Origin of the sequence: Bradyrhizobium sp. HKCCYLRH3059 (genome assembly GCF_051168035.1) — a bacterium.
Classification (GTDB): domain Bacteria; phylum Pseudomonadota; class Alphaproteobacteria; order Rhizobiales; family Xanthobacteraceae; genus Bradyrhizobium.
Map to the genome: position 1 here is coordinate 83,825 of NZ_JBNPUF010000001.1, position 26,941 is coordinate 110,765.

The window sequence follows — 26,941 nt, forward strand, 5'->3', positions numbered from 1 at the left end:
CCCGTTGTGGCCGATCCACGACCGCACAGGGCAGCGATCAGTTGTTTGTAGATATTTCCTTCAGGCAGCCGGGGCTGGCTGCGGCCAGCCCCGGCTTCACCAGATCAGAAGTCCATCGACGGCGCGGCCGCGGCGGCGTCCGCCTTCTTCGGCTTGTCGGCCACCAGCGCCTCGGTGGTGATCAGCAGCGAGGCGACCGAGGCCGCATCCTGCAGCGCGGTACGGACCACCTTGGCGGGGTCGATCACGCCGGCCTGCACCAGATCCTGGTACTCGCCGGTCGCGGCGTTGAAGCCCCAGCCATAGGCATCCTTTTCCAGGAGCTTGCCGACCACCAGCGAGCCGTCCTCGCCGGCGTTCTGCACGATCTGCCGCACCGGCACCTGGATGGCGCGCCGGACGATGTCGACGCCGGCCTTCTGGTCGGCGTTAACAGTCTTGACGCCGTCGAGCACCTTGGTGGCGCGCAGCAGCGCGACGCCGCCGCCGGGCAGGATGCCCTCCTCCACCGCGGCGCGGGTGGCGTGCAGCGCATCGTCGACGCGGTCCTTGCGCTCCTTGACCTCGACCTCGGTGGCGCCGCCGACCCGGATCACCGCGACGCCGCCGGCGAGCTTGGCGAGCCGCTCCTGCAGCTTCTCGCGGTCGTAGTCGGAGGTGGTCTCCTCGATCTGCAGCCTGATCTGCTGGGTGCGCGCCTCGATGTCCTTCCTGGCGCCGGCGCCGTCGACGATCGTGGTGTTCTCCTTGTCGACCACGACCTTCTTGGCGCGGCCGAGCATCGACAAGGTGACGTTCTCCAGCTTGATGCCGAGATCCTCGGAGATGGTCGTGCCGCCGGTGAGGATCGCGATGTCCTCCAGCATGGCCTTGCGGCGATCGCCGAAGCCCGGCGCCTTGACGGCGGCGATCTTCAGGCCGCCGCGCAGCTTGTTGACGACCAGGGTGGCCAGCGCCTCGCCTTCGACATCCTCGGCGACGATCAGCAGCGGCTTGCCGGACTGCACCACGGCTTCGAGCAGCGGCAGCATGGTCTGCAGACCCGACAGTTTCTTCTCGTGGATCAGGATGTAGGGATCCTCGAGCTCGACCCGCATCTTCTCGGAATTGGTGACGAAGTACGGCGAGACGTAGCCGCGGTCGAACTGCATGCCTTCGACCACCTCGAGCTCGGTGTCGAGGCTCTTGGCCTCCTCGACCGTGATCACGCCCTCATTGCCGACCTTCTGCATGGCCTCGGCGAGGAAGCGGCCGATCTCGTTGTCGCCATTGGCCGAGATGGTGCCGACCTGCGCGATCTCGTCATTGCTGGTGATCTTCTTGGCGTGCGACTTGAGATCCTTGACGATCGCGTCGACGGCGAGATCAATGCCGCGCTTCAGATCCATCGGGTTCATGCCGGCGGCGACCGACTTCGCGCCTTCCTTGACGATGGCCTGGGCGAGCACGGTGGCGGTGGTGGTGCCGTCGCCGGCGAGATCGGCGGTCTTCGAGGCCACCTCGCGCACCATCTGCGCGCCCATGTTCTCGAACTTGTCCTCCAGCTCGATCTCCTTGGCGACCGTCACGCCGTCCTTGGTGATGCGCGGCGCGCCGAACGATTTCTCGATCACGACGTTGCGGCCCTTGGGACCGAGCGTGACCTTCACGGCATTGGCGAGGATGTCGACGCCGCGCAGCATGCGATCGCGCGCGTCGGTCGAAAACTTCACGTCCTTGGCAGCCATGTTCGTCGTCTCCTTTCTCTCGATGACTGTCAGTTGAGGGAATCACGCAGCCTTCTTGGCCGCGACGGGCGTGTCGATGATGCCGAGCAGATCGCTCTCCTTCACGATCAGGAGATCCTTGCCGTCGATCTTGACCTCGGTGCCCGACCATTTCCCGAACAGCACGCGGTCGCCGGGCTTGACCTCGAGCGGCACCAATTGCCCCTGCTCATTCCGCGCGCCAGGACCCGCGGCAACGATCTCGCCCTCCTGCGGCTTCTCCTTGGCGGTGTCGGGAATGATGATGCCGCCCTTGGTCTTCTCCTCGGCATCGATACGGCGCACGAGCACGCGGTCGTGCAATGGACGGAAATGCATGCACATCCTCCTTTACAGATCAGCGATGTCATAAGCCTCGGGTCCCATCAGGCCCCCGAGCGAGCAACGACCTAGGAAAGCCGAACTTTTCGTTCAAGAGGGTCACGTAAATTTTTTGGCACTCTCGGGGAACGATTGCCAGTGCGGCTCTTGAACCGGGCCGGCCGCTTTCCCAGTTCTGTCGTCGCCAAAAAATCCTGATCGCGCTTGTTGGGGATCACGATGCAGCTTCCGCCTTTTCTCCGGGCCGTCCTGGCGCCTGCCATTCTGCTTTGCCTGATGACCGGGCCTGCCTTGGCCCAAATTCCCGATCTCAAGCTAGGCCGGGTGCCGACGCTGGCCCCGCTGGTCAAGGAAGTGACGCCCGCCGTCGTCAACATCTCGGTCGAAGGCAAGGTCCGCCAGGACAATCCGCTCTACCAGGACCCGCTGTTTCGCGAGTTTTTCGACGTCCCCAAGCAGGTCGAGAAGCAGATCAGCGCCACCGGCTCGGGCGTCATCGTCGATGCGCAGCGCGGCTACGTCATGACCGCCAATCACGTCGTCGAGCACGTCACGACAGCGCAGATCCGCACCAAGGATGGCCGCAAATTCGCCGCCCGCCTGGTCGGGCGCGATCCCGCCACTGATATCGCGCTGCTGCAGATCAGGGACCCCATCGACCTCAAGGCCATCGCGCTTGGCGACAGTGATGCGCTTGAGGTCGGCGACTTCGTGATCGCCGTCGGCAACCCGTTCGGTCTTGGCCAGACCGTCACCTCGGGTCTCGTGAGCGCGCTCGGGCGAACCGGCCTCGGCAAGCAGGGCTACGAGGATTTCATCCAGACCGACGCGGCGATCAATCCCGGAAATTCCGGCGGCGCGCTGATCAATCTGCGCGGCGAGCTGGTCGGCATCAACACCGCGATCATCTCGCCCGGCGGCGGCAATGTCGGCATCGGCTTCGCCGTCCCGATCAACATGGCGCGGCGGGTGATGGAGCAGCTCGTCGCCAACGGCCGCGTCGATCGCGGCCGCATCGGCGTGACCCTGCTCGACCTGGATGCGCCGGCCGATGGCCGGATTCAGGGCGCGCGCGTCGCCGACGTCACCGTGGGCTCGCCGGCCGAACGCGCGGGACTGCGCAAGGGCGACATCATCGTGAAGGCGAACGACATGCCGGTGCGCAGCGCCACGCAGGTGCGTAACCTGATCGGCCTCACACCGGTCGGGCAGCGCGTCCGTCTCGTGTTCGAGCGCGACCGCGCGCTCGGCAACGCGACGGTGGAGGTCGCGCCAGTCACCGAAGAACGTGCGCGCGCGAGAACCTCGGGCTGAGAATTCAACTTCTGTTCGCTGTTAGCTGCGCATACCACGTGGAGTAAATTTTTACCGTGCATCAAGCATGCAGCGAGACGCCGATACCTCTCTAAACGCCTGTTAAGTGCTATCGCGCTTATTGCAACCCCGCGGAGGTATTGAAATGCGGGGTGATGGTTTGGCGTTCAGTTTGCCACGCTGGCGCGTGACGCGCTGGCTGGCCGACCCGGGATATCCGGTGTCATCAGATATCCGCCGTGCATTGACGCGTGAGCTCTACGGCTGCTGGTCGGTGTTCGCCGGCGGCGCCATCAACACCGTTGCTGTCGCCGCAGCGCTCGCACTGCGTACGCCGAGCCCGCTCTTCATCACCTGGTTCGTGCTCGAAGTCGCGATCTGCCTGTCGCGGCTGATCGTGATGATCATTGCCTACCGCCGCGCCCGCGAGCGGCTGGCGACGCCGACCGACATCCACATCCTGCTGTCGGTGACCTGGAGCGCCAGCGTCGGTTTCGGCGTCGGCATCAGCCTCGCGTCCGGCGACTGGGTGGCCGCGTCACTGACCTGCATCTCCTCGGCCGCCATGGTGGGCGGCATCTGCTTTCGCAATTTCAGCGCGCCGCGCCTGGTCGGCACGATGATCCTGTTCAGCATCGGCCCCGTCATCCCCGGCGTCGCGACGTCGCATGAGCCGTTGTTGTTCGCGATGTATCTGCAGATGCCGGTCTACTTCCTCGCCATGACCGGCGCGGCGTTCCGGCTCAACAAGATGCTGGTGGCGGTCATGCAGGCCAAGCGCGAGAGCGACGAGCGGGCGCGGCTCGATCCACTCACGGGCCTGTCCAACCGCGCCGGCCTGGTCGATGCGCTGCAGAGCAGGCTCGACGCCGGCGGCGATCGGAGCTTCGCCGTCCTGTATCTCGATCTCGATGGCTTCAAGCCGGTCAACGACACCTTCGGTCACGCCGCAGGCGACGAGCTGCTGAAGATCGTCGGCCGGACGCTGCGGCAGACCGCCTCTCGCGGCGACGTCATCGCCCGGATCGGCGGCGACGAGTTCGTGGTGCTCGCCGGCGATGATGCGCTCGACCACGCGCTGGCGCTCGGCGAGCGCATCATCGAGGTGATGACCTCGCCGATGGCCCTGCCGGGCGGCGCGCATGTCCAGATCGGCATCAGCATCGGCATCGCCGTCGCGCCCGAGCACGGCACCGATCCGGAAGCCCTGCTGTTCGCGGCGGACGCCGCATTGTATGAAGCCAAGTCGAGCGGGAAATCCTGCTGGCGATTGGCTTCGGCCGAAGCCAATCTCGCAGCGCTGCGCAAGATCGCCGGCGGCGATCTTGCGGCGAAGTCGGTCGCCAGCGCGGCGTGAGTTCAGCCTCGTGCAAACAATCAGCGCCGTCGCGGTCGTAGCCCGGACGAGCGCCTGCACTACCGTGGCATCTCCGCGAGCGCGGCGAGGATGCGGGCCCAGGAGCGGATGCCCTTGTGATAGCTCTTGAGGTCGTATTTCTCATTCGGCGAATGGATGTTGTCGTCGTCGAGACCGAAGCCGACCAGCAGTGAATCGAGACCGAGCGTCTTCTTGAAGTCCGTGACGATCGGGATCGAGGCGCCCGAGCCCATCAGGACGGTCTCCTTGCCCCACTCCTCGGTCAACGCCTGCCTGGCAGCCGCCAACGGCTTCATGGTCCAGTCGAGCGCGATCGCAGCGCCCGCCGAATGATCGCCGAACTCGACCGAGCAGTCGCCGGGGATGCGCGCCGACACGTAGTCGCGGAAGGCCTTGCGGATCTTCAGCGGGTCCTGGCCCTCGACGAGACGGAACGAGACCTTCGCATGCGCCAGCGACGGAATCACCGTCTTTGAACCCTCGCCGATATAGCCGCCCCAGATGCCGTTGATGTCGCAGGTCGGCCGCGACGAGATTTGCTCGATCAGCAGACGATCCTTCTCGCCGGCGGGGATCGACAGCCCGATCGGCTTGAGGAAGCTCTCGGGCGTCAGGTTGAGCTTCTTCCACTGCTCCAGGACCTCCGGCGGCACATCCTTCACGCCGTCATAGAAGCCGGGGATGGTGATGCGCCCGTCGGCGTCGAACAGGCCGCCGAGGATCTCGGTCAGCACGCGGATCGGATTGCGCGCGCCGCCGCCGAACACGCCGGAATGCAGATCGCGATTGGCGGCCTTGATCTTCACCTCTTCATAGAGGAGACCGCGCAGCGAGGTCGTGATCGCCGGCGTGTTCGGATCCCACATGCCGGTGTCGCAGACCAGCGCGAAGTCGGCCTTGAACTCGTCCTTGTTCGCTTCGAGGAATGGCACGAAGTTCTTCGAGCCGACCTCCTCCTCGCCCTCGATCAGCATGGTGATGTCGAGCGGCAGCGATCCCGTCACCTTCTTCCAGGCGCGGCAGGCCTCGACGAAGGTCATCAGCTGGCCCTTGTCGTCCTCGGCGCCGCGCGCGACGATGATCTTGCGGCCGTCGGCATGGTCGGCGACCACGGGCTCGAACGGCGGCCGATGCCACAGCTCGAGCGGATCGACCGGCTGCACGTCGTAATGGCCGTAGAACAGGACATGTGGCTTGGCCGCGCCATGGCCGTTGCTCTTGCCGACCACGGCCGGATGGCCGGCGGTCGGCCGCACTTCGGCGGCGAAACCGAGCGTCGCAAGATCCTTGGCAAGATGGTCGGCTGCTGCCTTGCAATCCCCAGCGAAGGCCGGATCGGCCGAGATCGACTTGATCCGGATCAGCGCAAACAGCCGCTCCAGGCTGTTGTCGAAGTCGGCGTCGATGTGGTCGAGAACGGATTGAAGCTGCGCATTGGCCATGGCCACCGGATCCTTCGCATGTAACGGCTATCGGCCCGCTTGTAGCTCCGTTGCGCGGTCCGGGCCAGCCTCATGCAAAGGCAGCAAATGCCGCCTGCCCCCAGTCGGCGCAAATGACGTGACAAGGCCATCACGCCGACCGGGAACACGACACCATATCAACGCCGCAGCAGTCCACCTAGCGCGCCACGCACGAGGGAGCGGCCGATCGAACTGCCCAAGGAGCCGCCGACCTGCTTGCCGAGATCGGCCGCGATCCCGCCCACCACCTTGTCGGAGACCGAGCGGGCGACGTTGCGCGCGATCACCTGCGTGGTCGAGAGCTGGCCGCGCTTGACGTTGGTGCCGAAGATCGTCGCGGCGATGTCGCCGATCTTGCCGAGCACGCTGCCGGAGGAGGCTTCCGTCGTCGCGGCGGTTCCGCTGATCCGCTTCTGCAGCAGCTCGTAGGCGGACTCGGCGTCGATCGCGGTGTCGTATTTGCCCTTGACCGGGCTCGCGGCGATGATCGCCTTGCGCTCCTCCGGCGTGACGGGTCCGATGCGCGCCGACGGCGGCCGGATCAGGACGCGCTCCACCATCGCCGGCGTGCCGTTGCCCTCCAGGAACGACACCAGCGCCTCGCCCTTGCCGAGTTCGGTGATCACCTTGGCGGTGTCCAGCTTGGGATTGGGGCGGAAGGTGTCGGCGGCCGCGGCCACCGCCTTCTGATCGCGCGGCGTGAAGGCGCGCAGCGCGTGCTGCACGCGATTGCCCAATTGCCCGAGCACCCGGTCCGGAACATCGAGCGGATTCTGCGTGACGAAATAGACGCCGACACCCTTCGACCGGATCAGCCGCACCACCTGCTCGATCTTGTCCATCAGCGCCTTCGGCGCATCGTTGAACAACAGATGCGCCTCGTCGAAGAAGAACACCAGCTTGGGTTTGGCGAGATCGCCGACCTCCGGCAGCTCCTCGAACAGCTCGGACAGCATCCACAGCAGGAACGTCGCGTAGAGTCGCGGGCTCTCCAGCAACCTGTCGGCAACGAGGATGTTGATCATGCCGCGGCCGTCGCGGTCGGTCTTCATGAAGTCGGTGAGCGCCAGCGCCGGCTCGCCGAAGAACTTCGTGCCGCCCTGGTTCTCGAGCACGAGCAACTGCCGCTGGATCGTGCCAACGGTCGCGCGCGTGACATTGCCGAACGACTGCGCCGCCTTCCGGATCGGCGCCAGCGGATCGGCCTCCGCATCCGCCCCCTTCTTGCCGGCCTCCGGAATGATCGCGTCGAGCAGCGCGCGCAGATCCTTCATGTCGATCAGGGCGAGGCCGTTCTCGTCGGCCACGCGGAACGCGACGTTGAGCACGCCTTCCTGAACATCATTGAGATCGAGCATCCGCGCCAGCAGCAGCGGTCCCATCTCGGTAACGGTGGCGCGCACCGGATGGCCCTGCTCCCCGAACACATCCCAAAATACCGTCGAGAACTGATCGGGCTGATAGGTGAGGCCGAGCTCGGTGGCGCGCTTGAGGATGAAGTCCTTCGCTTCGCCGGTCTGCGAGATGCCCGAGAGATCACCCTTGATGTCGGAGGCGAAGACCGGAACACCGGCACGGGCAAAACCCTCGGCCATCACCTGTAGCGAGACTGTCTTGCCGGTGCCGGTCGCGCCGGTGACCAGTCCATGGCGATTGGCAAGCGCAAGCGTCAACCAGGCCGGCTGCTCTCCGGCACCCACGAAGATCTTGTCGTCGGTATCAGCCACGGGTTTTCCGGATGGTGCCATGATGATCCATCTTTCGAGAGAGAATGTTTCGCATCACACGTGGTGCGGAGCATCGCGCGCGATAACATAGTTGAGTTTCGCGAGTTGGAACCAGCGTAAGGGTGCCTCACCTCTTCGCACGGCACGCACTCTTCTTAGCATTGGTGCTGCGCGATGCGCACGTTTGATCCGTGGATTCAACATCCGGTCTTGCATCGCTGCAACAGTTCATCGTCGATCGCGAATCGATTCGCGCACCGAGCCGGCTCCTCGCTTGTAATTCACGGATCGTCCGATCAAGATGAATTCAGCGAGAGGACATCCGGTCGTGGGGGACCGGATGAGACGGGGTTCACATGAACGAGTTGATTGAGCCGCTGGCCAGAACGGCCGGCATCAGTAAAGTCGTGGCTGAAATCATCGGCATCGGGCCTGACTTCCTTAGCGGCAATGGACGGCAATGGCAGGCGCCGCAGCCGTCAGCCGGTGAACTTTTTGCGTTCGGCCGCGACCAAATCGAAGCCGATCAGTTGGCACGATCGCGACAGGCACACCCGGCCTGAGCCCGGTTGCCCCAAGCCCGACCGCCCGGGCCATATCACCTGAAGCACCTTCGCGCGCGCCGAGTATCATGACATATCCGATCACCGAACTCGAAGGCATGACGACCTTCTATGCCGCCAAGCTGAAAGCTTTGGGCATCCGGACCACCGACACATTTCTCGAAGCCGCCCGGACCGTGAAAGGGCGTAAGGCGCTGGCCGCCAAGACCGGCATCAGCGAGCAGCAACTGCTCGATTGGGCAAACGCCGCCGATTACATGCGCATTCCCGGCATGGGCAAGGCCAAGGTCTGCCTCGTCCGCGCAGCCGGGGTGACCACCGTGCGCGAGCTGGCGCACCGCAATCCCGCCCGGCTGGCGCAGAACATCAAGGAAGTGAACACCCGGCGAAAACTGGTTCGGATCCTGCCGTCGGAGAAGTCGGTCGGCCAGCTCATCGAAAGGGCGCGCCGGCTGGAGCCGAAGATCAGCTATTGACCAGCCTCTAGATTGACCGTGCTTGTGCGGTGCGACACCTTGACTTGAGGGTGGCAACCGCGCAAAGCGGCGCCTATGAGCGCCATTTCGCCGCACTCCGCCCCGGACCTCGCGTCGAGCCACCCGCTGCTGCGGAGCTGGCTTTCGCGTCCATTCCCGGCGGTGATGGGCATTCTCAACGTCACACCGGATTCGTTCTCGGACGGCGGCCGTTTCGATGCACCGGAACGCGCCATTGCGCAGGCCGAGCGCTTGATCGCGGCCGGCGCCGACATCATCGACATCGGTGCCGAGTCCACCCGGCCCTACAAGGGCGCGGTGCCGGTCACGGCCGAGGAGGAACTGGCGCGCCTGCAGCCGATCCTGCCCGCGGTCGTCGCACTCGGCGTGCCCGTGTCGATCGACAGCATGAAATCTCAAGTTGCAGGCTACGCGCTGGACCATGGTGCTGCGATCGCCAATGATGTGTGGGGTCTGCAGCGCGATCCCGCGATGGCCGATGTCGTCGCCGCGCATGGCGCGCCGATCGTGGTGATGCACAACCGTGCTGCCGTCGATCCGGAGATCGACATCGTCGCCGACATGATCGGCTTCTTCACGCGCTCGCTCGACATCGCGGCCAAGGCCGGCATTCCCCGTGGGAACATCGTGCTCGATCCAGGCATCGGCTTCGGCAAGACGGCGGAGCAGAGCATGATTGCGCTGGCCCGGCTCGATGCATTCGCATGCTTCGGGCTGCCGCTGCTGGTCGGCGCGTCGCGAAAACGTTTCATCAGCACCGTGGTGGCGTCGGAGCCGCAGGAGCGGCTCGGCGGCTCGATCGCGGCGCATCTGATTGCGGCTCGGCGCGGTGCTGCAATCATCCGGGCGCATGACGTCGCCGAAACGGTTCAGGCCGTACGCGTGGCCGCGGCAATCGAGGCACTGCGATGACCGATACGATCTTCATCAAGGGCGTTCTCATCCACGCGCGTCATGGCGTGATGGAGCATGAGAGCGAGGTCGGCCAGCGCTTCGTGATCGACCTCGAGCTCTACACCGACCTTTCGGACTCCTCGCGCAGCGACCGCCTCGCCGACACCGTGTCCTATTCCGACGTGGTGGAGACGGCGACGGCGGCGTTCAAGGACTCCAACTACCGCCTGCTCGAACGCGCGGCCGGCGCGGTGGCCGATGCGATCCTGTCGACCTTCGCCCGCATTCGCGCCGTCAAGGTCACGGTGCACAAGCCGCATGCGCCGATCGCCGCCATCTTCGAGGATGTCGGCGTGGTGCTGATGCGCTCGCGGCATCCATGACGGCGATGGCGAGCGCGCTGGTTGCTCTCGGCGGCAATGTCGGCGACGTCAGGGCGACGTTCCGGCGCGCCATTCCGGAGATCTGTGCGCGCGCGTCGGCGGCGCTTATCGCGCGCTCGTCCGACTACATCACGCCGCCATGGGGCGAGGAGCAGCAGCCGCCCTTCATCAATGCCTGCATCGAGATCGCGACCGCGATGCCTCCACGGCCGCTGCTCGGCGTTCTGCACGCGGTCGAGCGCATGTTCGGCCGCAATCGCGCGCAGGAGACGCGGTGGGGTCCGCGGACGCTCGACCTCGATCTGATCGCCTATGACGATTTCGCGATCGACACCCCCGATCTCACGCTGCCGCACCCTCGGCTGTTCGAACGCGGCTTCGTGCTGGTACCGCTGGCCGAGATCGTGCCGGCGCGACAGATTGCCGGCCGCCGCGTCGATGAGGCCGTGCTCGCCGTTTCGCGCGACGGAATCCGGCCGTTGCCGTCAGCCGAATAGCTGACATCTCCGGCCAAACAACCGTTTGGCTTGGCCGTCCTGACGTGGCATTTTGCGCCACAACAATCGCGATAACAGACGCCCGGGAGACGCGATCCGCATGACGACCGAGACCGACGATCTGCGACTGGCCGCCGATTTTGCGCCGGCCGGCGAGGCGGACTGGCGCAAGCTGGTCGATGGCGTGCTGAAGGGCGCGGCCTTCGAGAAGCTGGTCGGCAAGACCTATGACGGGCTCGAGATCCAGCCGATCTATCCGCGCGCCAAGCATGCCGCGCCGGTCGCCGGCCGCGCGCCATCGGCGCCTTGGCAGATCATGCAGCGCGTCGATCATCCCGATCCGACCAAGGCCAATGCGCAGGCGCTGATCGACCTCGAGAATGGCGCGACCGGCTTGTCGCTGGTGTTTGCCGGGTCGAATGCCGCGCACGGCTTCGGCCTCGCCGCCAGCCCCGACGCAGTGGCGCGCGCGCTCGATGGCGTGCATCTCGATGCTGCGATTGCAATCGAATTGCACCTCGGCGACTCGCTCTCGCCCGCCTCGCTTCTCGCCGACACCGTCAAGCAGCGCGGCATCAAGGCCGCGGCCTGCGACATCCGGTTCGGCCTCGATCCGATCGGGCATGCGGCCGCTCGCGGCGCAAGCTCGCATGACGCATCGACGCTCGGCGGCAACTCGGGCGCGCTGGTCAAGCAACTGCACGAGGCCGGCTTCAAGGGCCCGTTCTTCGCCGCGGACGGCCGGGTCGTGCACGACGCCGGCGGATCGGAGGCGCAGGAGCTCGCTTTCGTGCTCGCCTCCGCCGTCGCCTATCTGCGGGCGCTCGAAGCCGAAGGCATCGCGCTCGAGACCGCGCGCGGCATGATCTATGGCCGGCTCGCCGCCGACACCGATCAGTTTCTCACGCTGGCGAAATTCCGCAGCCTGCGGCGGCTGTGGGCGCGCATCGAGGAGGCCTGCGGCCTGGCGCCAAAGCCGCTCTTCATCTCGGGCGAGACGGCTTGGCGCATGCTCACCCGGCGCGATCCTTACGTGAACATGCTGCGCGCCACCATCGCGACGTTCGCGGCCGGATTGGGCGGCGCCAATGCCGTGACGGTGCTGCCGCACACGGCCGCACTCGGCCTGCCCGACGCGTTCGCGCGCCGTGTCGCCCGCAACACGCAATTGGTGCTGCTGGAGGAAAGCAATCTCGCCCGCGTCGCCGATCCCGCCGCCGGTGCCGGCGGCATCGAGGCGCTGACCAGCGAGTTGTGCAGCGCCGCCTGGGCACTGTTCCAGGAGATCGAGAAGGCCGGCGGCGTCGTTGCGGCGTTGCAGGCGGGCCTCATCCAGACCAAGGTCGCCGCGGTGAAGCAGGCGCGCGATGCGAACATCGCCAAGCGGCGCGACGTGCTGACCGGCGCCAGTGAGTTTCCGAATCTCAACGAGGCCGAAGTCGCCGTGGAAGCGGTCGCCCCTCTGGCCGCGCCGCTGGCGGCCAAGGCTGCGCTCAGCTTCGCACCGCTCACGCCGATCCGCCTCGCTGAAGGATTTGAGCGGCTGCGTGACCGCTCCGACAGCCTGCTGAAGAGCCAGGGACAGCGCCCCTCGGTCTTCCTCGCCAATCTCGGCACCGCCGCCGACTTCACCGCCCGCGCGACCTTCGTCCGCAGCTTCTTCGAGGCCGGCGGCATCGCCGCGATCGACGGCCAGGGCGGCGCGGATCCGGCCGCGCTCGCAGATGCATACCGCGCCTCCGGCGCCGCGATCGCCTGCCTCTGCTCGTCGGACAAGGTCTATGCCGAGGCCGCGGTTCCGGCGGCCAAGGCCCTTCAGGCCGCGGGCGCACGACATATCTATCTGGCAGGCCGGGGCGGCGAGCGGGAAGCTGCGTTGCGTGAAGCAGGCATCGGCAGCTTCGTGTTCGCCGGCGGCGACGCGCTGAAGACGCTCGAGGACGCCTATACGCATCTGGAGTGAGCATGACCGACGACACCAAGCCTCTCCTGACCGGCGGCTGCCAATGCGGTGCCGTCCGCTTCGCGTTCAAGACCACGCCGAACAAGGTCAGCATCTGTCATTGCCGGATGTGCCAGAAAGCCTCCGGCGCGCCGTTCGCCTCGTTCGCTGAGATCGACCGCGAGCACTTCGCCTGGACGCGCGGTCAGCCCGCCGCGTTCCGTTCATCCACGATCGCCGAGCGCTTCTTCTGCCCCGCCTGCGGCACGCCGCTCGGCTTCGGGCGTATTGATGGGCCGCGGATCGAGATCATGACCGGCAGCTTCGACCGGCCGGACCGGGTGGTGCCGACGCGACAATATGGCTCGGAGTCGCGACTTGGCTGGGTGGTCGCGATCGCCAATCTGCCGAGCCAGACGACACAACAGAACTATGGACCGGAGAAGATGGCGTCCATCGTCAGTCATCAGCATCCGGATCATGACTGAGCGCGCGACATGCGAGCGTCCGAGGACCACCTCATGATCAACTGGCTGGCCGCGCTCATCGAAACTGCGGTCCACGGCCTCTGGACGCGCAGCATGACAACGGATCCACGCAATGATCCGGTCTACAAGAAGAACATCCAAGAGCTGATCGAGAGAAACCGCAGGTTTGAGGACGCCAGGGAATGACCCGGATTCCGAATTTCGCCGACGTCGCGTTCGCGCCGATCGCAGCCCCCGCGCCCGCAGGCGCTGCCGAGCCGTGGCTGACGCCGGAAGGCATCCCGGTGAAATCAGCCTATGGCGAGGCCGATCTCGCCGGCATCGACTTCCTCGACACTTGGCCGGGCATCGCGCCGTTTATGCGCGGTCCGTACCCGACCATGTATGTCAACCAGCCCTGGACGGTCCGGCAATATGCCGGCTTCTCCACGGCCGAGGATTCCAACGCCTTCTACCGGCGCAACCTCGCCGCCGGCCAGAAGGGCCTCTCGGTCGCCTTCGATCTCGCCACCCATCGCGGCTATGATTCCGATCATCCGCGCGTCGGCGGCGACGTCGGCATGGCCGGCGTCGCGATCGATTCCATCTACGACATGCGCACCCTGTTCGCCGGCATTCCGCTCGACCAGATGAGCGTGTCGATGACCATGAACGGCGCCGTGCTGCCGATCCTGGCGCTGTTCGTCGTCGCCGCCGAAGAGCAGGGCGTGCCGCCGGAGAAGCTGTCGGGCACCATTCAGAACGACATTCTGAAAGAGTTCATGGTGCGCAACACCTACATCTATCCGCCCTCGCCCTCGATGCGGATCATCTCCGACATTTTCGCCTTCACCTCGCAGAAGATGCCGAAGTTCAATTCCATTTCCATCTCCGGCTATCACATGCAGGAAGCCGGCGCGACGCAGGATCTCGAGCTCGCCTATACGCTCGCCGACGGCGTCGAATATCTGCGCGCCGGCATCGCCGCCGGACTCGACGTCGACCGCTTCGCGCCGCGGCTGTCGTTCTTCTGGGCGATCGGCATGAACTTCTTCATGGAGGTCGCCAAGCTCCGCGCGGCGCGCCTGCTGTGGGCGAAGCTCTTGAAGCCCTTCAATCCGAAAGACCCGCGCTCGCTGTCCTTGCGCACACACAGCCAGACCTCGGGCTGGTCGCTGACCGCGCAGGACGTCTACAACAACGTCGTGCGCACCGCGGTCGAGGCGATGGCGGCGACGCAAGGCCATACGCAGTCGCTGCACACCAACGCGCTCGACGAGGCGCTGGCGCTGCCGACCGACTTCTCCGCCCGCATTGCCCGCAACACCCAACTGTTCCTGCAGCAGGAGAGCGGCACCACCCGGATCATCGATCCCTGGGGCGGCTCGTATTATGTCGAGCGCCTCACCCGTGACCTCGCCGCCAAGGCCTGGGGCCACATCCAGGAGATCGAGGAGCTCGGCGGCATGGCCAAGGCGATCGAGGCCGGCGTGCCGAAGCTGCGCATCGAGGAGGCCTCGGCCAAGACCCAGGCCCGCATCGACACCGGCCGGCAGTCGGTGATCGGCGTCAACAAGTACAAGCCGACCGACGAGCCGCCGCTCGACGTGCTCAAGGTCGACAATTCCACCGTGCGCCGGCTGCAGATCGACAAGCTGTCGCGGCTCAAATCCGAGCGAAGGCAGGCCGAGGTCGATGCGGCGCTGGCGGCGCTCACGCGCTCGGCCGGCGACGGCAACGGCAACCTGCTGGCGCTCGCGATCGACGCGGCGCGCGCCAAGGCCACCGTCGGCGAGATTTCCGACGCGCTGGAGAAGGTGTTCGGCCGCCATCGCGCCGAGATCAAGTCCATCACCGGCGTCTACAAGCGGGAGATCGCCGCCATGTCCGGCAAAGCCGAGAAGCTGCAGGCGCTGATCGAGGCGTTCGAGGAGGCTGAGGGCCGCCGGCCACGCATCCTGGTCGCCAAGATCGGCCAGGACGGCCACGACCGCGGCCAGAAGGTGATCGCGTCGGCCTTCGCCGACATCGGTTTCGACGTCGACATCGGACCTTTGTTCGCCACCGCCGACGAGGCGGCGCGGCAGGCGGTGGAGAACGACGTGCACATTCTCGGCGTCTCATCGCTGGCGGCCGCGCATCTCACCGCGGTGCCGGAGCTGAAGGCCGCGCTCAAGAAGCAGGGCCGCGAGGACATCATGATCATCGTCGGCGGCGTCGTGCCGCCGCAGGATTATGATGCGCTGTACAAGGCCGGCGCCGAGGCGATCTTCCCGCCGGGCACCGTCATCGCCGACGCCGCCGAGGAGCTGATCCAAAAGCTCAATGCGCGGCTGGGGCACAGCGAGGCGGCGGAGTAGTCCGACTGCGTCACACCCCACCGTCATTCCGGGGCAAGGCCAAAGGCCTTGAACCCGGAATCTCGACATTGTCTTGCGTCCATTCCCGAGAGCGTCGAGCTATTGACGCGCTGTAATCCATCGCCGCGCGTTCGATCTGGGCACGATCGAACCTTTGCGGTACGTGCGCGCACAGACAACCAAACCCGGATCACAAGCCTCATGTATTCTACCAAACTGCTTGTCGCCGCCCTGTTCGGCCTGCTCACCCTCTCGCCGGCGATCGCCGCCGAAGCCAAGCCCGATGCGTCGATCAAGACCAAGGCCGCCGAGGCCAGCGTCACGCTGAGTGCCGACATCAAGGCCGATCCGGCGCTCGCCGCGAATTGCCTCGCCGAAGGCCGCAAGTGGATGGACAAGCAGGCCGCGGACGCCGCCAAGGACTACAAGGCGGACAAGGAACTGTTCCGCGACGGCCCTTACACCTATGGCCGCGACTATTCGGTGCGTTCGATGGTCGCCGATCGCTATGTCAGCGTGCTGCGCAACGACTACATGGACACGCATGGCGCCCATCCCAACCGGACGGTCGACACCATCCTCTGGGACAAGGCCGCCGCCAAGCGCATCTCGATCCGCCCGTTCTTCAACGAGACCGCCGACAACGGTCCGACCATGACCGCGATCAGCAAGGCGATCATCGCCTCGCTGCGAGCAGAGAAGAAGGCGCGCGACGCCGGCGACACTGACGAGTGGTGGTTGAAGAGCGTCGAGCCGAAGCTGCTCGGCATTGGCGCCGTCACGCTCGCGCCCTCGACGCTGGCCGGCAAGAGCTCGGGCCTCACCTTCCACTATCCGCCCTACGCCGTTGGCGCCTACGCGGAAGGCGACTATGTCGCCTTCGTGCCCTGGGAAACGCTGAAGCCCTATCTCAGCGCGGAGGGGCAGGCGATCTTCGGCGGCGCGAGGCCGAAGGGGGATGCGGAGGAGAACTAGCTGGCCGGGCCGCTCGCATCCGCTATAACGGGCGCATGTCCTCTCGTTCTCCTTCGCCAAATACCACGGCCTTGGCCGACGATATCAGCGCCGGCAGCCGCGCGGCGCTGGCGCGCGCGATCACGCTGGTCGAGAGCCGCCGCGCCGACCATCAGGCCGCCGCGCGCGAACTGGTGCAGGCGCTGCTGCCACGGACGGGGCACGCGATCCGCGTCGGCATCACCGGCTCGCCCGGCGTCGGCAAGTCCACCACGATCGATGCTCTCGGCATGTTCCTGATCGGACAGGGCCACAAGGTCGCGGTGCTCGCGGTCGACCCCTCGTCGGCGCGCACGGGCGGTTCGATCCTCGGCGACAAGACGCGGATGGCGCGATTGTCCCATCACGAGCACGCCTTCATCCGCCCCTCGCCCTCGTCGGGCACGCTCGGCGGCGTCGCCGCCAAGACGCGCGAGGCGATGCTGCTGTGCGAGGCCGCAGGCTTCGACGTGATCCTGGTCGAGACGGTCGGCATCGGCCAGTCCGAAACCGCGGTCTGCGACATGACCGATTTCTTCCTCGCGCTGATGCTGCCCGGCGGCGGCGACGAGCTGCAGGGCATCAAGAAGGGCCTGGTCGAGCTCGCCGACATGATCGCGATCAACAAGGCCGATGGCGACAACGTCAAGCGCGCCAACATCACCGCCGCCGACTATCGCGGCGCGCTGCATCTGCTCAGCCCCCGCTCCGAGCACTGGCATCCGCCGGTCGTGACCTATTCGGCGATATCAGGCACGGGCATCGCCGAGCTGTGGCAGAAGGTCCTGGATCATCGCAAGGCGATGATCGCCTCTGGGGAGTTCGCCGCGCGGCGGCGCGACCAGCAGGTGAAATGGATGTGGACCATGCTGGAGCAGCGCCTGATGGCGCGGCTGCGCACCGATCCATCCATCCGCGCGAAGGTGAAGAAGCTGGAGAGCGACGTCGCCGAGGGCCGCGTCGCGCCGGCGCTCGCCGCCGAGCAGCTCGCGGAGATGCTGACATGAGCGAGCGGCCGCGCGTCCTGATCACCGGATTCGGCCCGTTTCCCGGCGCGCCGTCCAATCCGACCATGCCGCTGGTGAAGCGGTTGTCAGAGCTGCGGCGGCCAGCGCTGGATGACGTCGCCATCAGCAGCCACATTTTTCACGTGACCTATGCGACCGTGGATCGCGAGCTGCCCGCGCTGATCGCCGAGCGGCGCCCGCATGCGCTCATGATGTTCGGCCTCGCCGGGCGAACGTCCTATCTGCGGATCGAGACGCGCGCCCGCAACACGATCACCACGACCTTCCCGGATGCCGACCGCCACGTCGCGCGCAAGGGCGTGATCGTCCCCGGTGCACATCCGATGCCGTTCGGCCCGCACATGGCGCGGCTGCTGCGCGCGGCGCGCGCCACCGGCATCGATGCCCGGGCCTCGCGCGATGCCGGCAGCTATCTCTGCAACTATCTGAGCTGGCGCGCGATCGAGGCGACCAAGGCCGCCGAAGGGCCGCGGCTCGCCGCCTTCATCCACATTCCTCCCTTGCCGCGTGCCGGCACGGCGTTGCCGCACGGCAGTTCGCGCATCACGCTGGAGGGGCTCGTCGATGCCGGCGAAGCGATGCTGACGGAGCTGGTCAAGCTCGTGCGACAGGCGTCCTGTCGCACGAGCTGACGCCGATGGTGGTATGACCGCTGACGGTCAGCGCGGGATATCAGATGCTCCAGCGGCGCCGACCGCCAAATCCCCCACCGATCAAGCGCAGCAGGAGCAACAGGACCACGGCGCCGATGAAGGCGTTGATGATCGCGGCGACCAGTCCGACACCCAGATGAATGCCGAGCTGCGGCAACAGCCAGTTGCCGATGAAGGCACCGAGGAGGCCGACGATCAGGTCGCCGATCAGGCCGAAGCCGCCGCCTTCCATGACGCGGCCTGCGAGCCAGCCCGCGACAATGCCCACGAACAGAATAACCAGTAGACTCTCATTTGACAGATGCATGACCCTCTCCTCGCCGATCCATTGCGGGAACAATGTCCGCGAGTCCCATTGGTTCCCTCGGGAGAGGCTCACCGGTTCGACGGGCAACCCACGCCGGCGGGCGATCTGACGTGAAGATTTAACCCTACCGCCAACAATCCCGGGCGCAGGCGCTCATCCTCGGCATCAGCATTGAGACTTTCAGCTTAAGTCGTGGCCGCACATCATCTTTTGCGCGAGACGCTGACCATGGATGTCAATCGCCGCCGCATTCTGGCTGGATCGGCTGCCGGCGCCGCCGGGGCATTGGCCCTGCCGGCGGATGCCGCGCAGGCCGCCCCCCTGATCTCCACACTCGGCCGCGACGCCACGCAATATGGCGTCAAGCCCAACAGTCCCGACGACCAGACCCGCGCGCTGCAGCGTGCGATCGACGAGGCCACCCGCGCCCAGGTGCCGCTGGCGCTGCCGCCGGGCACCTACAGGACCTCGATGCTGCGGCTTGCCAGGGGCAGCCAGATGGTCGGCGTCCGGGGTGCCACCAAGCTCGTGTTCACCGGTGGCGGCCCGTCGATGCTGTCAGCAGAAGGCGCTGACGGCCTCGGCATCAGCGGCGTCGCGCTCGACGGCGGCGGCATTGCCCTGCCCCAGCGGCGCGGCCTGCTTCACGTTGCAGCCGGCAACGATGTCAGGATCCATGATTGCGAGATCACCCGCTCCGGCGGCAGCGGCATCTGGCTCGAGCAGGTTTCCGGCGACCTCAGCGGCAACGTCCTCACCGACATCGCGGTCACCGCGATCGTGTCGTTCGATGCCCTCGGGCTGATCGTGTCGCGCAATACCATCAAGGGGACGCGCGACAACGGCATCGAGATCCTGCGCACCGCGATCGGCGACGACGGCACGATGGTGCTCGACAACAGCATCACGGACATCAAGGCCGGCCCCGGCGGCTCGGGCCAGTACGGCAACGCCATCAACGCCTTTCGCGCCGGCAACGTGATCGTGCGCGGCAACCGCATCAGGAACTGCGACTACTCGGCGGTGCGCGGCAACTCGGCCTCGAACATCCAGATCGTCGGCAACAGCGTCAGCGACGTGCGCGAGGTCGCGCTCTACTCTGAGTTCGCATTCGAGGGCGCCGTCATCTCAGGCAATACGGTGGATGGTGCCGCCTTCGGCGTCTCCGTCTGCAACTTCAACGAAGGCGGCCGCATCGCGGTGGTCCAGGGCAACATCATCCGCAATCTGATCCCGAAGCGGCCGATCGGCACAGCACCCGAGGACGATGCCGGCATCGGCATCTATGTCGAGGCGGACTCCGCGGTGACCGGGAACGTGGTCGAGAATGCCCCGTCCTACGGCATCGTCGCCGGCTGGGGTCGATATCTCAGGGATGTGGTGATCTCCGGCAACGTCATTCGCAATGCGCTCGCGGGCGTCGGCGTGTCCGTCGTTCCGGGCGCGAGCACGGCGCTCGTCAGCAACAACATGATCTCCGGCACCCCGCGCGGCGCGGTGATCGGACTCGATCACATCAAGCCGGTGACATCGGACCTGACGCAGGACGGTGCGCAGCGATTTGCCCATCTGACTGTCAACGGCAACGCCGTCAGCCGGTAACAGACTAATAAGCGACCGCCAGCGCTGGATAGCGGCGCTCGATGGCATCGAGATCGACCACCGGCTCGTCATACTCGGCGTCGGATTGAATGCCGATGCTCAAGGCCTGCTCCAGGGCGAACATGTCGATGCGGGACGGCGCGACGGTCGGCTCCGGCGCGATGTCGTCTTCGGCCACATAGTCGGGTTCGATGACGTCGTCCGGTTCCAGATCATCCGCGGCCAGCTCGATCTCGGGCTCGACGATGATCTTGGACTCCGCAAGGATGGTTTCGAGCGAAGGCGGCAGCGCAATGGGGCGCCGCTCGATGGGATGATTCTCATGGAGACGGAGTTTGATCGGCTCAGGCTCGGCGGGGCGCGCGGGCGCCGGTAGCGCAGCCACAACGGCAGCCGGCCTCTGGCTGGGCACGATGCTCACCTGCTCGGGCTCGGCGCGGGATAGCGCCTGCCAGGTCTGCACCGCGGCCTTGGCCTGGCGGATATCGTCCAGGAGAGACTGCTCGGTGTAGTAGCGGCGCCAGCGGCCGCTCTGGAACAGCTCGGTGAGATGGTCCAGGCGCCTTTCGGCAAGCACGCACCAGCGTGCAGCCAGTTCGCGGCTGCAAGCCACGTCCGGTCGATGTGTCATGGGGGAGCCCGTGAGATAAGGGGACGGACGCACTCGGCACGAATCAACGCAACGTGACGTGAATATTTTGTGGAAAAGGTTAACAAAGTCTAGCTAATGCCATGTTGTTTGGCGGCCAAACCGTAGTCGTGCGGAAATTCTGTCCGTGTTTTTTCGGGCTTTGGCCAGGCGCGGAGCGCTAACGCGACCAACGGCATCCCTAGACAACCCAAGGATGTTCGACTCGGGGTGCGCGAGACACTGCCGGATATCGACGTCGCCGGGCTTCGACCTCGCCTAAAATGAAAGACCCGTCCGGGGGGACAACCGGACGGGTCGAGCCATATGGGCGCTTGGGGTGGATGGGCGCTCGCGCCGTATATAGCCTTGGGGAGGGGATCACCGCTCCCACATGCTTTCTGTCGTGATCGCCCCGCTGCACGTTCAAGGCGAGCGGGAGATTTTCGGAACGTTCACGAAAACGTTGGCGTCATTGCTGCGCGGGCCGAAGCGCGTCGCCGGCTGGAGATGCCGCGGTCACCGCGGCCGGCGCCGGGCGCAACTCGCGGGCCGCCGCGGGCTCCGTTTGCAGCCCCGCGGAAGGCACAGCAGCAGCGGGCGCATCCTGCGGCGAGGCCACGGCCTGGACCGCCGCCAACGCATCCGCCTGCCCTGCCCCGAACAGATCGTCGCGTCCGGGGGTCCCGAGATCGCGCGCGGTCCCGGTCAGCACGGTCCGCACCGTTTCCGGCTTCAGCGCCGGATTGCGCTCCAGCACCAGCGCCGCAAGCCCGCTGACATAGGCCGCGGAAAACGAGGTGCCCGAGATGATCTGATATTTTCCGTCCGGCGCCGGCAGGAAGATCTCGGCGCCGGGCGCGGCCAGCGCGATGTAATTGCCGCGGTTCGACGCCGGCAGCAACTGGTCCCTGTCATCGGTCGCACTGACGGCGATGACGTTCGGATTGCCCGCAGGATACAGCGGCGGCGACTTGGCCCCGGCATTGCCGGCCGCGGCGACCATCACGACGCCCTTGGAAGCGACGGCCGCGATCGCGCGCTCGATCACCGAATCCTTCGGGCCGGCGAAGCTCATGTTGACGATCTGCGCGCCGTGCAGGGCCGCGTAGTCCAGCGCCTTCAGGATCACATAGGAGCTGCTCTCCGGCCCGCCGCCTTTCTTGGCCATGCCGAAGGCGCGGATGGCGATGATGCGTGCATAGGGCGCGCTGCCCATCAACCGCTTGTGCGACACGATCACGCCGGCGATGCCCGTGCCGTGCACATGCGGCCCCTCGTCGCCGCCGAGTGCGTCGAACGCGTCGAACGACGCGTCGGCGAATTCCGGGTGCTTGAGATCGATCCCGGAATCGATCACCGCGATGGTGACATTGAAGCCCTGGGCCAGCCTGTGCGCTTCGGGCAGCCGCAGCTTCGCCAGCGCGTATTGCGCCGGATCGCCCTCGACGGGCGGCGCGCTCTGCTGCTGCAGCGTGTAGCGGTAGTTCGGCTGCACCGAACGCACCCTGGCATCCGCCGCGAGCGCACGGCTGACCGCCTGCACCGAGCGGCGATCGGTGATCCGGAACAGACCGATTGTGGCGCCGATCAGCGGAAAGCGCTGCGAGCTGATGCGCTGCAGGCCATGGCGGCGCGCCAGCGCGTCGGCCTGGTCCGTCGAGAGACCGTCATCGATTTCGGCGACGATCTCGTTGGCGATGGTCCGCGGGTCGACCGCGGCCGCAGCTTTCGGCTCGCCCCGCTGCGTCACCTTGGCGGACCTGCCCTTGTCCAATCTTCCTTGGGACCGCCGGCCCTGCCCGTCCACCGTCACCGGCCGACGGTCGAGACATTCACCCGAGGCGCTGCGATCCGCCGGGTCGCAGGAGGTCTGCAGGTTCGGTGCAAATCGCGCATTGGGCAAGGTCGGGCGCACGGTCATCGCCGTCGGCGGCGGCGCACGCATCGCGGTGCCCGGGTTGATGCTCGGCACCCGGCTCGGGATGTTGATGTTGGGCGAACGCATCATCGCCTGGGCATGGGCACTGAGGTCGCCACCTGCGAAAGCAGGCATTGCGACGACAATCAGCATCGCGACCGATCTGGCGAACTGTAGCGGCGAAGTAGACGACATGGAGCCTCCGAATGACGTTCGGACGGCGCGGGCCTATTGCGCGGCCACCGCGAGGCTGACGATCTTCTCGCGCGCCAGACGGCCGATCAGGCTGTCGGCCTCGGCCTTCGACAACGGCCGGTCGCCGAGTTGCAGCTTGAACAGGCCGCCCTTGGCGCCCTCGACGATCGAGGCCTGGTAGCTGTCGAGCAGCGCCGAGATGTCGGCCATGCGCGCATCCGGCGCGAACCGCACCAGCGCATAGGCGGGCGCGGTCGATCCGGCGACCTGCGGTCCAAGGCCGCGGATCAGCGGTGCGGCCGGGGCCGGTGCTTCGGCCATCCGCGAACGCGTCATGCTCTCGGGCGCCCGCTCCGCCGGGGCCGGCGCAGCGGCGCTCGGCGGCGGCGGCGCGGCCATCGGCCTGCTCGCGGGCTCGGGCGCCGCGGTCTTGTCCTGGACCGAGGCGGTCTGATAGGTCGCAGTCTGCGAGCGCATCAGCACGGCGCCGATCACGCCGGCCTGCGCCAGCACCAGCAGCGCGCCGAGGCTGACGGTCCACGCCAGGGTCCGCGGCGACAGGCTGTCGAAGAAATCCATCAGCCGCGCGCTGAAGCCGCGCGGCGCGGCAGGCTTCTGCACCGGATCCGCCTCGATCGCCGCGAACAGCTTCTGCATCGCACGCATCGACGGCGCGCCGAGGCTTTCGTTCAGCGCGATGGTCTCGGCATACTCCTTCTGGATCTCCGCATACTGCCTGGCGAGATCGGCATCGTTGGCAAGAGCCTCCTCGACCCGGCGCATGTCGCGCGCGCTCAGCGTGCCGGCGGCGTACCACGGCAGCAGGAGTTCGATCTCTCCGGGCTCTTGCTCCAGCATCTTGCTCAAAGCCATCATGGCCAGCCTCTCTCAATGCCGGCCGCTTTCAGGAGTTCGGCCAATTTCTTGCGCGCATAGAACAGGCGCGTCTTGACGGTGTTTTCCGGAATTCCGACGATCTCGGCCACCTCCTCCACGGACTTCTCGTGGTAGTAGACGAGATCGACGATCTCCCGGTGATCAGGCGAAAGCGCCGTCAGGCACTTGCGCAATGCTTCGCCGGTATTCTTCTTCTGGACCGCGACCTCCGGATCGTCGGAGGTATCCTCGATCGCGTTCGCGGCCTCGTCTTCCAGCTCAACGTCCTTCCGGCGCCGAAGGGCCGACAGGGCCTTGAACCGCGTGATCGCCAGGAGCCAGGTGGAGACGGCAGAACGGCCTTCGAACTTGCCGGCCTGACGCCACACGTCGAGAAAGACCTCGCTGATGAGGTCTTCCGCGACCTGCTCGTCCCGCACGAGCCGGAGCCCGAAACGGTACACCCTGACATGGTGCCGTCCGTACAGCACCTGCATGGCGAGCCGGTCGCCTTGAGCGATCCGGGCAATCAGGGTTTCATCTGACGCCGCTGCTGTCACGCTCAATGGCCGTCTCGCAAGATTGGTCTGGAGGATTGACGTCGCGGTTCGAACACAACCGCAAAAATCTTCAAAATACCGGAAAGATACGTCCCGAAATGTGAGTTGGCGCACAGACTTGCAGATTTCGCTGCAGCGCCCAGGTCGATCGTGACCAGCGGGTTCCCGCCTACCATGTTCCGCCCGTTCCCGCCAACTGCACGCCCTGAAAGCCGTAGATTCCCCGTCGCAGCACGACGCCGGCGGCCTCTTCGTCCATGCCCATAGATACCAAAGTTAAATGCTTTCCCACGTAGATTTTAAGCCAACGACGAAGAATCGCGAGCACATGGGCACGACGGCACCGCCTATTCCCAGTCCGAATGTCGCTGAGGCCGGGGACGCGCAACCGTCTCCGGCCAGCGACCTGCGTGCGCGTCGTGCCGGGCGGCGCCGGCAGATGCTGGCGCTGGTCGCCGGATGCTACCTGATCGACGCCGTCATCCTGCTGATCTACGCCGAGGCGGGAACCGTCCCGGTCACGATCGCGCCAGCCTACGCAGCGACCGGCATTCTGACCGTCGCGCTGTGGACCGCCCTGTCGGAGAGCGGCTTCAACGACCGTTTCCGCGACCACTACCTCGTGGTGCCGCAATCGCTCGCCAGCATGATGATCACGGTCGCGTTCTGCTACATCGCGCCCGAAGTCAGCATCCTCTTCCTGTGCACGCTGTACATCGTCGTCGCCTTTGCCTCGCTGCGGGCGACGCCGCGCCAGAGCGCGATCTGCTGGACGTTCCTCGCGATCGGGCTGGCGGGATTGTTCCTGCTCACCGACAAGCCGCTCGGCATGCCGCACGACAGCGGCCTCGAGCGGCTCGCGACGCTCCTGGTCTTCCTCCTCACCATCGCCGGCTGCATGTTCCTCGGCATCTTCTCCAGCGCGCTGCGCGAGACGCTGTACCAGCGCGGACAGAAGCTCAAGGAAGCCTATCGCCGCATCGAGGAGCTGGCCGAGATCGACGAGCTCACCGGCGCGCTGAACCGGCGCTCGATCATGGATGTGCTGGACGAGGAGATGGCGCAGGCGCGGCAGGGCGGCCAGCCCTGCTCGGTCGTGCTGATCGATCTCGACTGGTTCAAGCGCATCAACGACACGCATGGTCATCCGACCGGCGACGACGTGCTGCGCACCTTCGCCATCACCATCTTCGCCAACATTCGCGGCAGCGACCGCTTCGGCCGCTACGGCGGCGAGGAATTCCTGCTGGTGCTGCCGGGCGCACCGGCCGACGCCGCGGCGCGGCTCGCCGAACGATTGCGCCAGATCATCGCCGGCCTCGACTGGAGTGCGTTTTCGACCGGCCTGCAGGTCACGTTCTCGGCCGGCGTAGCCACCCCGCGTGGCGACGAGACCGCCGATTCGCTGCTCGCCCGGGCCGATCGTGCGCTCTACGACTCGAAGGCGCAGGGCCGCAATCGCGTCACCAGCGCCTGCGCCGTCCCGGCATGACCCCGAAACCCGCCCCGAACGAAAGCCTGCTCGATGAGCTCGAGGACACGCTCGCGCACGGCACCGTCGCCCGGCGGGTCGAGACCCTGCGCAAGGTGACGGACCTGTTCGTCGACGGCGCGACGGACTTCGCCGATGATCAGGTCGCGCTGTTCGACGACGTGTTCGAATGCCTGATCGAGCACATCGAGATCTCGGCCCGCGCGCTGCTCGCGCGGCGGCTGGCGCCGCTGGCGTCGGCGCCGCCGCGAACGCTCTACCGGCTGGCCGATGACGACGCCATCGATGTCGCAGGCCCGGTGCTGTCGAAGTCCGAACGGCTCGACGAGGCCGCGCTGATCCGCACAGCCGAGACCAAGAGCCAGGCGCATCTGCTCGCGATCTCGCTCCGGCGCGTGCTCAGCCGCGCCGTCACCGACATCCTGCTCAGGCGCGGCAACGACGAGGTCGTTCACAGCACCGTCAGCAATCCCGGCGCCGACGTCTCGGAGGCCAGCCTCGACACGCTGGCCGATCGCGCCGCGCTGGACGAAAACCTCGCCGCGTGCCTCGCCATGCGGCCCAATCTGCCGCGCCACCTCTATCTGAAGCTGGTCGCCAAGGCGTCGGCCACGGTCCGCGCGCGGCTCGAGGCAGCAAACCCGAAGCTCGCGCAGGAGGTCTCCTCGGCGGTGCGGACGGCAGGCCGGCGGGCGCGATCGAGCGCGGTGGCGCTGACCAGCCAGACCGAGATCGCGCACGCGCTGGTGCGCTCGCTGCATGCCGAGGGCCGGCTCGACGACCGTCTCGTCGTGCAGTTCACCGAGCAGCGCAAGTTCGACGAGGCCAATGCCGCCGTGGCGGCCATGGCCAACGTGCCGGTCGCGGTCGCCGAGAGCATCATGATCGAAAGCCGCGCCGAGGGCGTCATGATCCTCGCCAAGGTCGCAGGCCTGTCATGGCCAACGGTGAAGTCGATCATCCTGATGCGCGATGGGCTCGCCACCACCGCGACGACCGATCTCGACGCCTGCAAGGCCACCTATGAGCGGCTCCGGCGGTCCACCGCGCAGCAGGTGCTGCGCTTCCATCGCGTCCAGGACGCCGCGACGCCGGTGCAGGCGTAGCCGCCCCC

Annotated in this window: 26 protein-coding genes; 17 read left to right on the plus strand and 9 right to left on the minus strand. The window is 66.5% G+C overall.

What is annotated here, in order from left to right:
* Window positions 1-104: 104 nt before the first annotated feature.
* A complete protein-coding gene (groL, locus tag ACQR13_RS00350; RefSeq protein WP_315716107.1) occupies window positions 105-1,727 on the minus strand; it encodes a chaperonin GroEL in 1,623 nt (540 codons plus the stop codon).
* A gap of 42 nt (window positions 1,728-1,769) precedes the next feature.
* The gene (gene groES / locus ACQR13_RS00355) at window positions 1,770-2,084 is read right to left on the minus strand and encodes a co-chaperone GroES (RefSeq protein WP_315753078.1); all 315 of its coding nucleotides are present in this window, start codon (window positions 2,082-2,084) and stop codon (window positions 1,770-1,772) included.
* A gap of 222 nt (window positions 2,085-2,306) precedes the next feature.
* Here groES and ACQR13_RS00360 point away from each other — a divergent pair, with 222 nt between their 5' ends.
* Both ACQR13_RS00360 and ACQR13_RS00365 read left to right on the plus strand, forming a co-directional pair.
* Window positions 2,307-3,401, plus strand: a complete 1,095-nt coding sequence (locus tag ACQR13_RS00360; RefSeq protein ID WP_315753079.1) for a trypsin-like peptidase domain-containing protein — start codon at window positions 2,307-2,309, stop codon at window positions 3,399-3,401.
* A 145-nt stretch (window positions 3,402-3,546) separates the two neighbouring features.
* Window positions 3,547-4,758 carry a GGDEF domain-containing protein gene (locus tag ACQR13_RS00365; RefSeq protein WP_315753080.1) on the plus strand — a complete coding sequence of 404 codons (1,212 nt, stop codon included), beginning with the start codon at window positions 3,547-3,549 and terminating at the stop codon, window positions 4,756-4,758.
* A gap of 59 nt (window positions 4,759-4,817) precedes the next feature.
* On the opposite strand, the gene ACQR13_RS00370 is transcribed toward ACQR13_RS00365, so the two are convergent.
* The gene (locus ACQR13_RS00370; RefSeq protein ID WP_315753081.1) at window positions 4,818-6,221 is read right to left on the minus strand and encodes a M20/M25/M40 family metallo-hydrolase; all 1,404 of its coding nucleotides are present in this window, start codon (window positions 6,219-6,221) and stop codon (window positions 4,818-4,820) included.
* Window positions 6,222-6,379: 158 nt separating this feature from the next.
* Entirely contained in the window at window positions 6,380-7,990 is a 1,611-nt protein-coding gene (locus ACQR13_RS00375; RefSeq protein WP_315716102.1) for a helicase HerA-like domain-containing protein, read from the minus strand.
* Between the two features lie 335 nt (window positions 7,991-8,325).
* Between ACQR13_RS00375 and ACQR13_RS00380 the strand changes: the two genes are divergently transcribed.
* The 12 genes from ACQR13_RS00380 to ACQR13_RS00435 all read left to right on the plus strand — a co-directional run bounded on the left by ACQR13_RS00380 (window position 8,326) and on the right by ACQR13_RS00435 (window position 18,225).
* Window positions 8,326-8,532 (plus strand): hypothetical protein, encoded by a 207-nt coding sequence (locus ACQR13_RS00380; RefSeq protein ID WP_316167043.1) that lies wholly within the window; start codon window positions 8,326-8,328, stop codon window positions 8,530-8,532.
* Window positions 8,533-8,600: 68 nt separating this feature from the next.
* Window positions 8,601-9,008, plus strand: a complete 408-nt coding sequence (locus ACQR13_RS00385; RefSeq protein WP_315716100.1) for a DUF4332 domain-containing protein — start codon at window positions 8,601-8,603, stop codon at window positions 9,006-9,008.
* 75 nt (window positions 9,009-9,083) lie between these two features.
* Window positions 9,084-9,941, plus strand: coding sequence for a dihydropteroate synthase (gene folP / locus ACQR13_RS00390; RefSeq protein WP_316167045.1), 858 nt, complete (start codon window positions 9,084-9,086; stop codon window positions 9,939-9,941).
* Window positions 9,938-10,306, plus strand: a complete 369-nt coding sequence (folB, locus tag ACQR13_RS00395) for a dihydroneopterin aldolase (RefSeq protein ID WP_315828249.1) — start codon at window positions 9,938-9,940, stop codon at window positions 10,304-10,306. The genes folP and folB overlap by 4 nt, the downstream gene beginning before the upstream one ends.
* 5 nt (window positions 10,307-10,311) lie before the next feature.
* A complete protein-coding gene (folK, locus tag ACQR13_RS00400) occupies window positions 10,312-10,803 on the plus strand; it encodes a 2-amino-4-hydroxy-6-hydroxymethyldihydropteridine diphosphokinase (protein WP_315716198.1) in 492 nt (163 codons plus the stop codon).
* A gap of 100 nt (window positions 10,804-10,903) precedes the next feature.
* Window positions 10,904-12,766 carry a methylmalonyl-CoA mutase family protein gene (locus tag ACQR13_RS00405; protein ID WP_434862494.1) on the plus strand — a complete coding sequence of 621 codons (1,863 nt, stop codon included), beginning with the start codon at window positions 10,904-10,906 and terminating at the stop codon, window positions 12,764-12,766.
* A 2-nt stretch (window positions 12,767-12,768) separates the two neighbouring features.
* A complete protein-coding gene (locus ACQR13_RS00410) occupies window positions 12,769-13,233 on the plus strand; it encodes a GFA family protein (protein ID WP_315753087.1) in 465 nt (154 codons plus the stop codon).
* Window positions 13,234-13,266: 33 nt separating this feature from the next.
* Window positions 13,267-13,419, plus strand: a complete 153-nt coding sequence (locus tag ACQR13_RS00415; RefSeq protein WP_315753088.1) for a hypothetical protein — start codon at window positions 13,267-13,269, stop codon at window positions 13,417-13,419.
* On the plus strand, window positions 13,416-15,572 hold the full coding sequence (gene scpA, locus ACQR13_RS00420) for a methylmalonyl-CoA mutase (RefSeq protein WP_434862495.1): 2,157 nt from the start codon (window positions 13,416-13,418) through the stop codon (window positions 15,570-15,572). The genes ACQR13_RS00415 and scpA overlap by 4 nt, the downstream gene beginning before the upstream one ends.
* 201 nt (window positions 15,573-15,773) lie before the next feature.
* Window positions 15,774-16,547 (plus strand): RsiV family protein, encoded by a 774-nt coding sequence (locus tag ACQR13_RS00425; protein ID WP_315828247.1) that lies wholly within the window; start codon window positions 15,774-15,776, stop codon window positions 16,545-16,547.
* Window positions 16,548-16,582: 35 nt separating this feature from the next.
* Window positions 16,583-17,572 (plus strand): methylmalonyl Co-A mutase-associated GTPase MeaB, encoded by a 990-nt coding sequence (meaB, locus tag ACQR13_RS00430; protein ID WP_316193833.1) that lies wholly within the window; start codon window positions 16,583-16,585, stop codon window positions 17,570-17,572.
* A complete protein-coding gene (locus ACQR13_RS00435) occupies window positions 17,569-18,225 on the plus strand; it encodes a pyroglutamyl-peptidase I (protein WP_315828246.1) in 657 nt (218 codons plus the stop codon). Before meaB ends, ACQR13_RS00435 begins: the two co-directional genes overlap by 4 nt.
* 40 nt (window positions 18,226-18,265) lie before the next feature.
* Here the strand turns inward: ACQR13_RS00435 and ACQR13_RS00440 are convergent, their stop codons facing one another.
* Window positions 18,266-18,553, minus strand: coding sequence for a GlsB/YeaQ/YmgE family stress response membrane protein (locus tag ACQR13_RS00440; protein ID WP_315716090.1), 288 nt, complete (start codon window positions 18,551-18,553; stop codon window positions 18,266-18,268).
* 228 nt (window positions 18,554-18,781) lie between these two features.
* On the opposite strand from ACQR13_RS00440, the gene ACQR13_RS00445 reads away from it, so the two are divergent.
* A complete protein-coding gene (locus ACQR13_RS00445; protein ID WP_434842017.1) occupies window positions 18,782-20,155 on the plus strand; it encodes a TIGR03808 family TAT-translocated repetitive protein in 1,374 nt (457 codons plus the stop codon).
* 4 nt (window positions 20,156-20,159) lie between these two features.
* Here ACQR13_RS00445 and ACQR13_RS00450 read toward each other — a convergent pair whose 3' ends face one another.
* The 4 genes from ACQR13_RS00450 to ACQR13_RS00465 all read right to left on the minus strand — a co-directional run bounded on the left by ACQR13_RS00450 (window position 20,160) and on the right by ACQR13_RS00465 (window position 24,341).
* A complete protein-coding gene (locus ACQR13_RS00450; RefSeq protein WP_315753093.1) occupies window positions 20,160-20,786 on the minus strand; it encodes a TIGR03809 family protein in 627 nt (208 codons plus the stop codon).
* A gap of 469 nt (window positions 20,787-21,255) precedes the next feature.
* On the minus strand, window positions 21,256-22,899 hold the full coding sequence (locus tag ACQR13_RS00455; protein WP_409998673.1) for a S8 family serine peptidase: 1,644 nt from the start codon (window positions 22,897-22,899) through the stop codon (window positions 21,256-21,258).
* Window positions 22,900-22,932: 33 nt separating this feature from the next.
* On the minus strand, window positions 22,933-23,775 hold the full coding sequence (locus ACQR13_RS00460; protein WP_315716086.1) for a hypothetical protein: 843 nt from the start codon (window positions 23,773-23,775) through the stop codon (window positions 22,933-22,935).
* Complete coding sequence (locus tag ACQR13_RS00465) at window positions 23,772-24,341, minus strand: sigma-70 family RNA polymerase sigma factor (protein WP_008961196.1); 570 nt, start codon at window positions 24,339-24,341, stop codon at window positions 23,772-23,774. Before ACQR13_RS00465 ends, ACQR13_RS00460 begins: the two co-directional genes overlap by 4 nt.
* Before the next feature lie 322 nt (window positions 24,342-24,663).
* Between ACQR13_RS00465 and ACQR13_RS00470 the strand changes: the two genes are divergently transcribed.
* Together ACQR13_RS00470 and ACQR13_RS00475 are read left to right on the plus strand one after the other, a co-directional pair.
* Window positions 24,664-25,827: a GGDEF domain-containing protein gene (locus tag ACQR13_RS00470; protein ID WP_315753094.1), complete on the plus strand. Its 1,164-nt coding sequence runs from the start codon at window positions 24,664-24,666 to the stop codon at window positions 25,825-25,827.
* The gene (locus tag ACQR13_RS00475; RefSeq protein WP_315753095.1) at window positions 25,824-26,933 is read left to right on the plus strand and encodes a DUF2336 domain-containing protein; all 1,110 of its coding nucleotides are present in this window, start codon (window positions 25,824-25,826) and stop codon (window positions 26,931-26,933) included. Before ACQR13_RS00470 ends, ACQR13_RS00475 begins: the two co-directional genes overlap by 4 nt.
* Window positions 26,934-26,941: the final 8 nt, after the last annotated feature.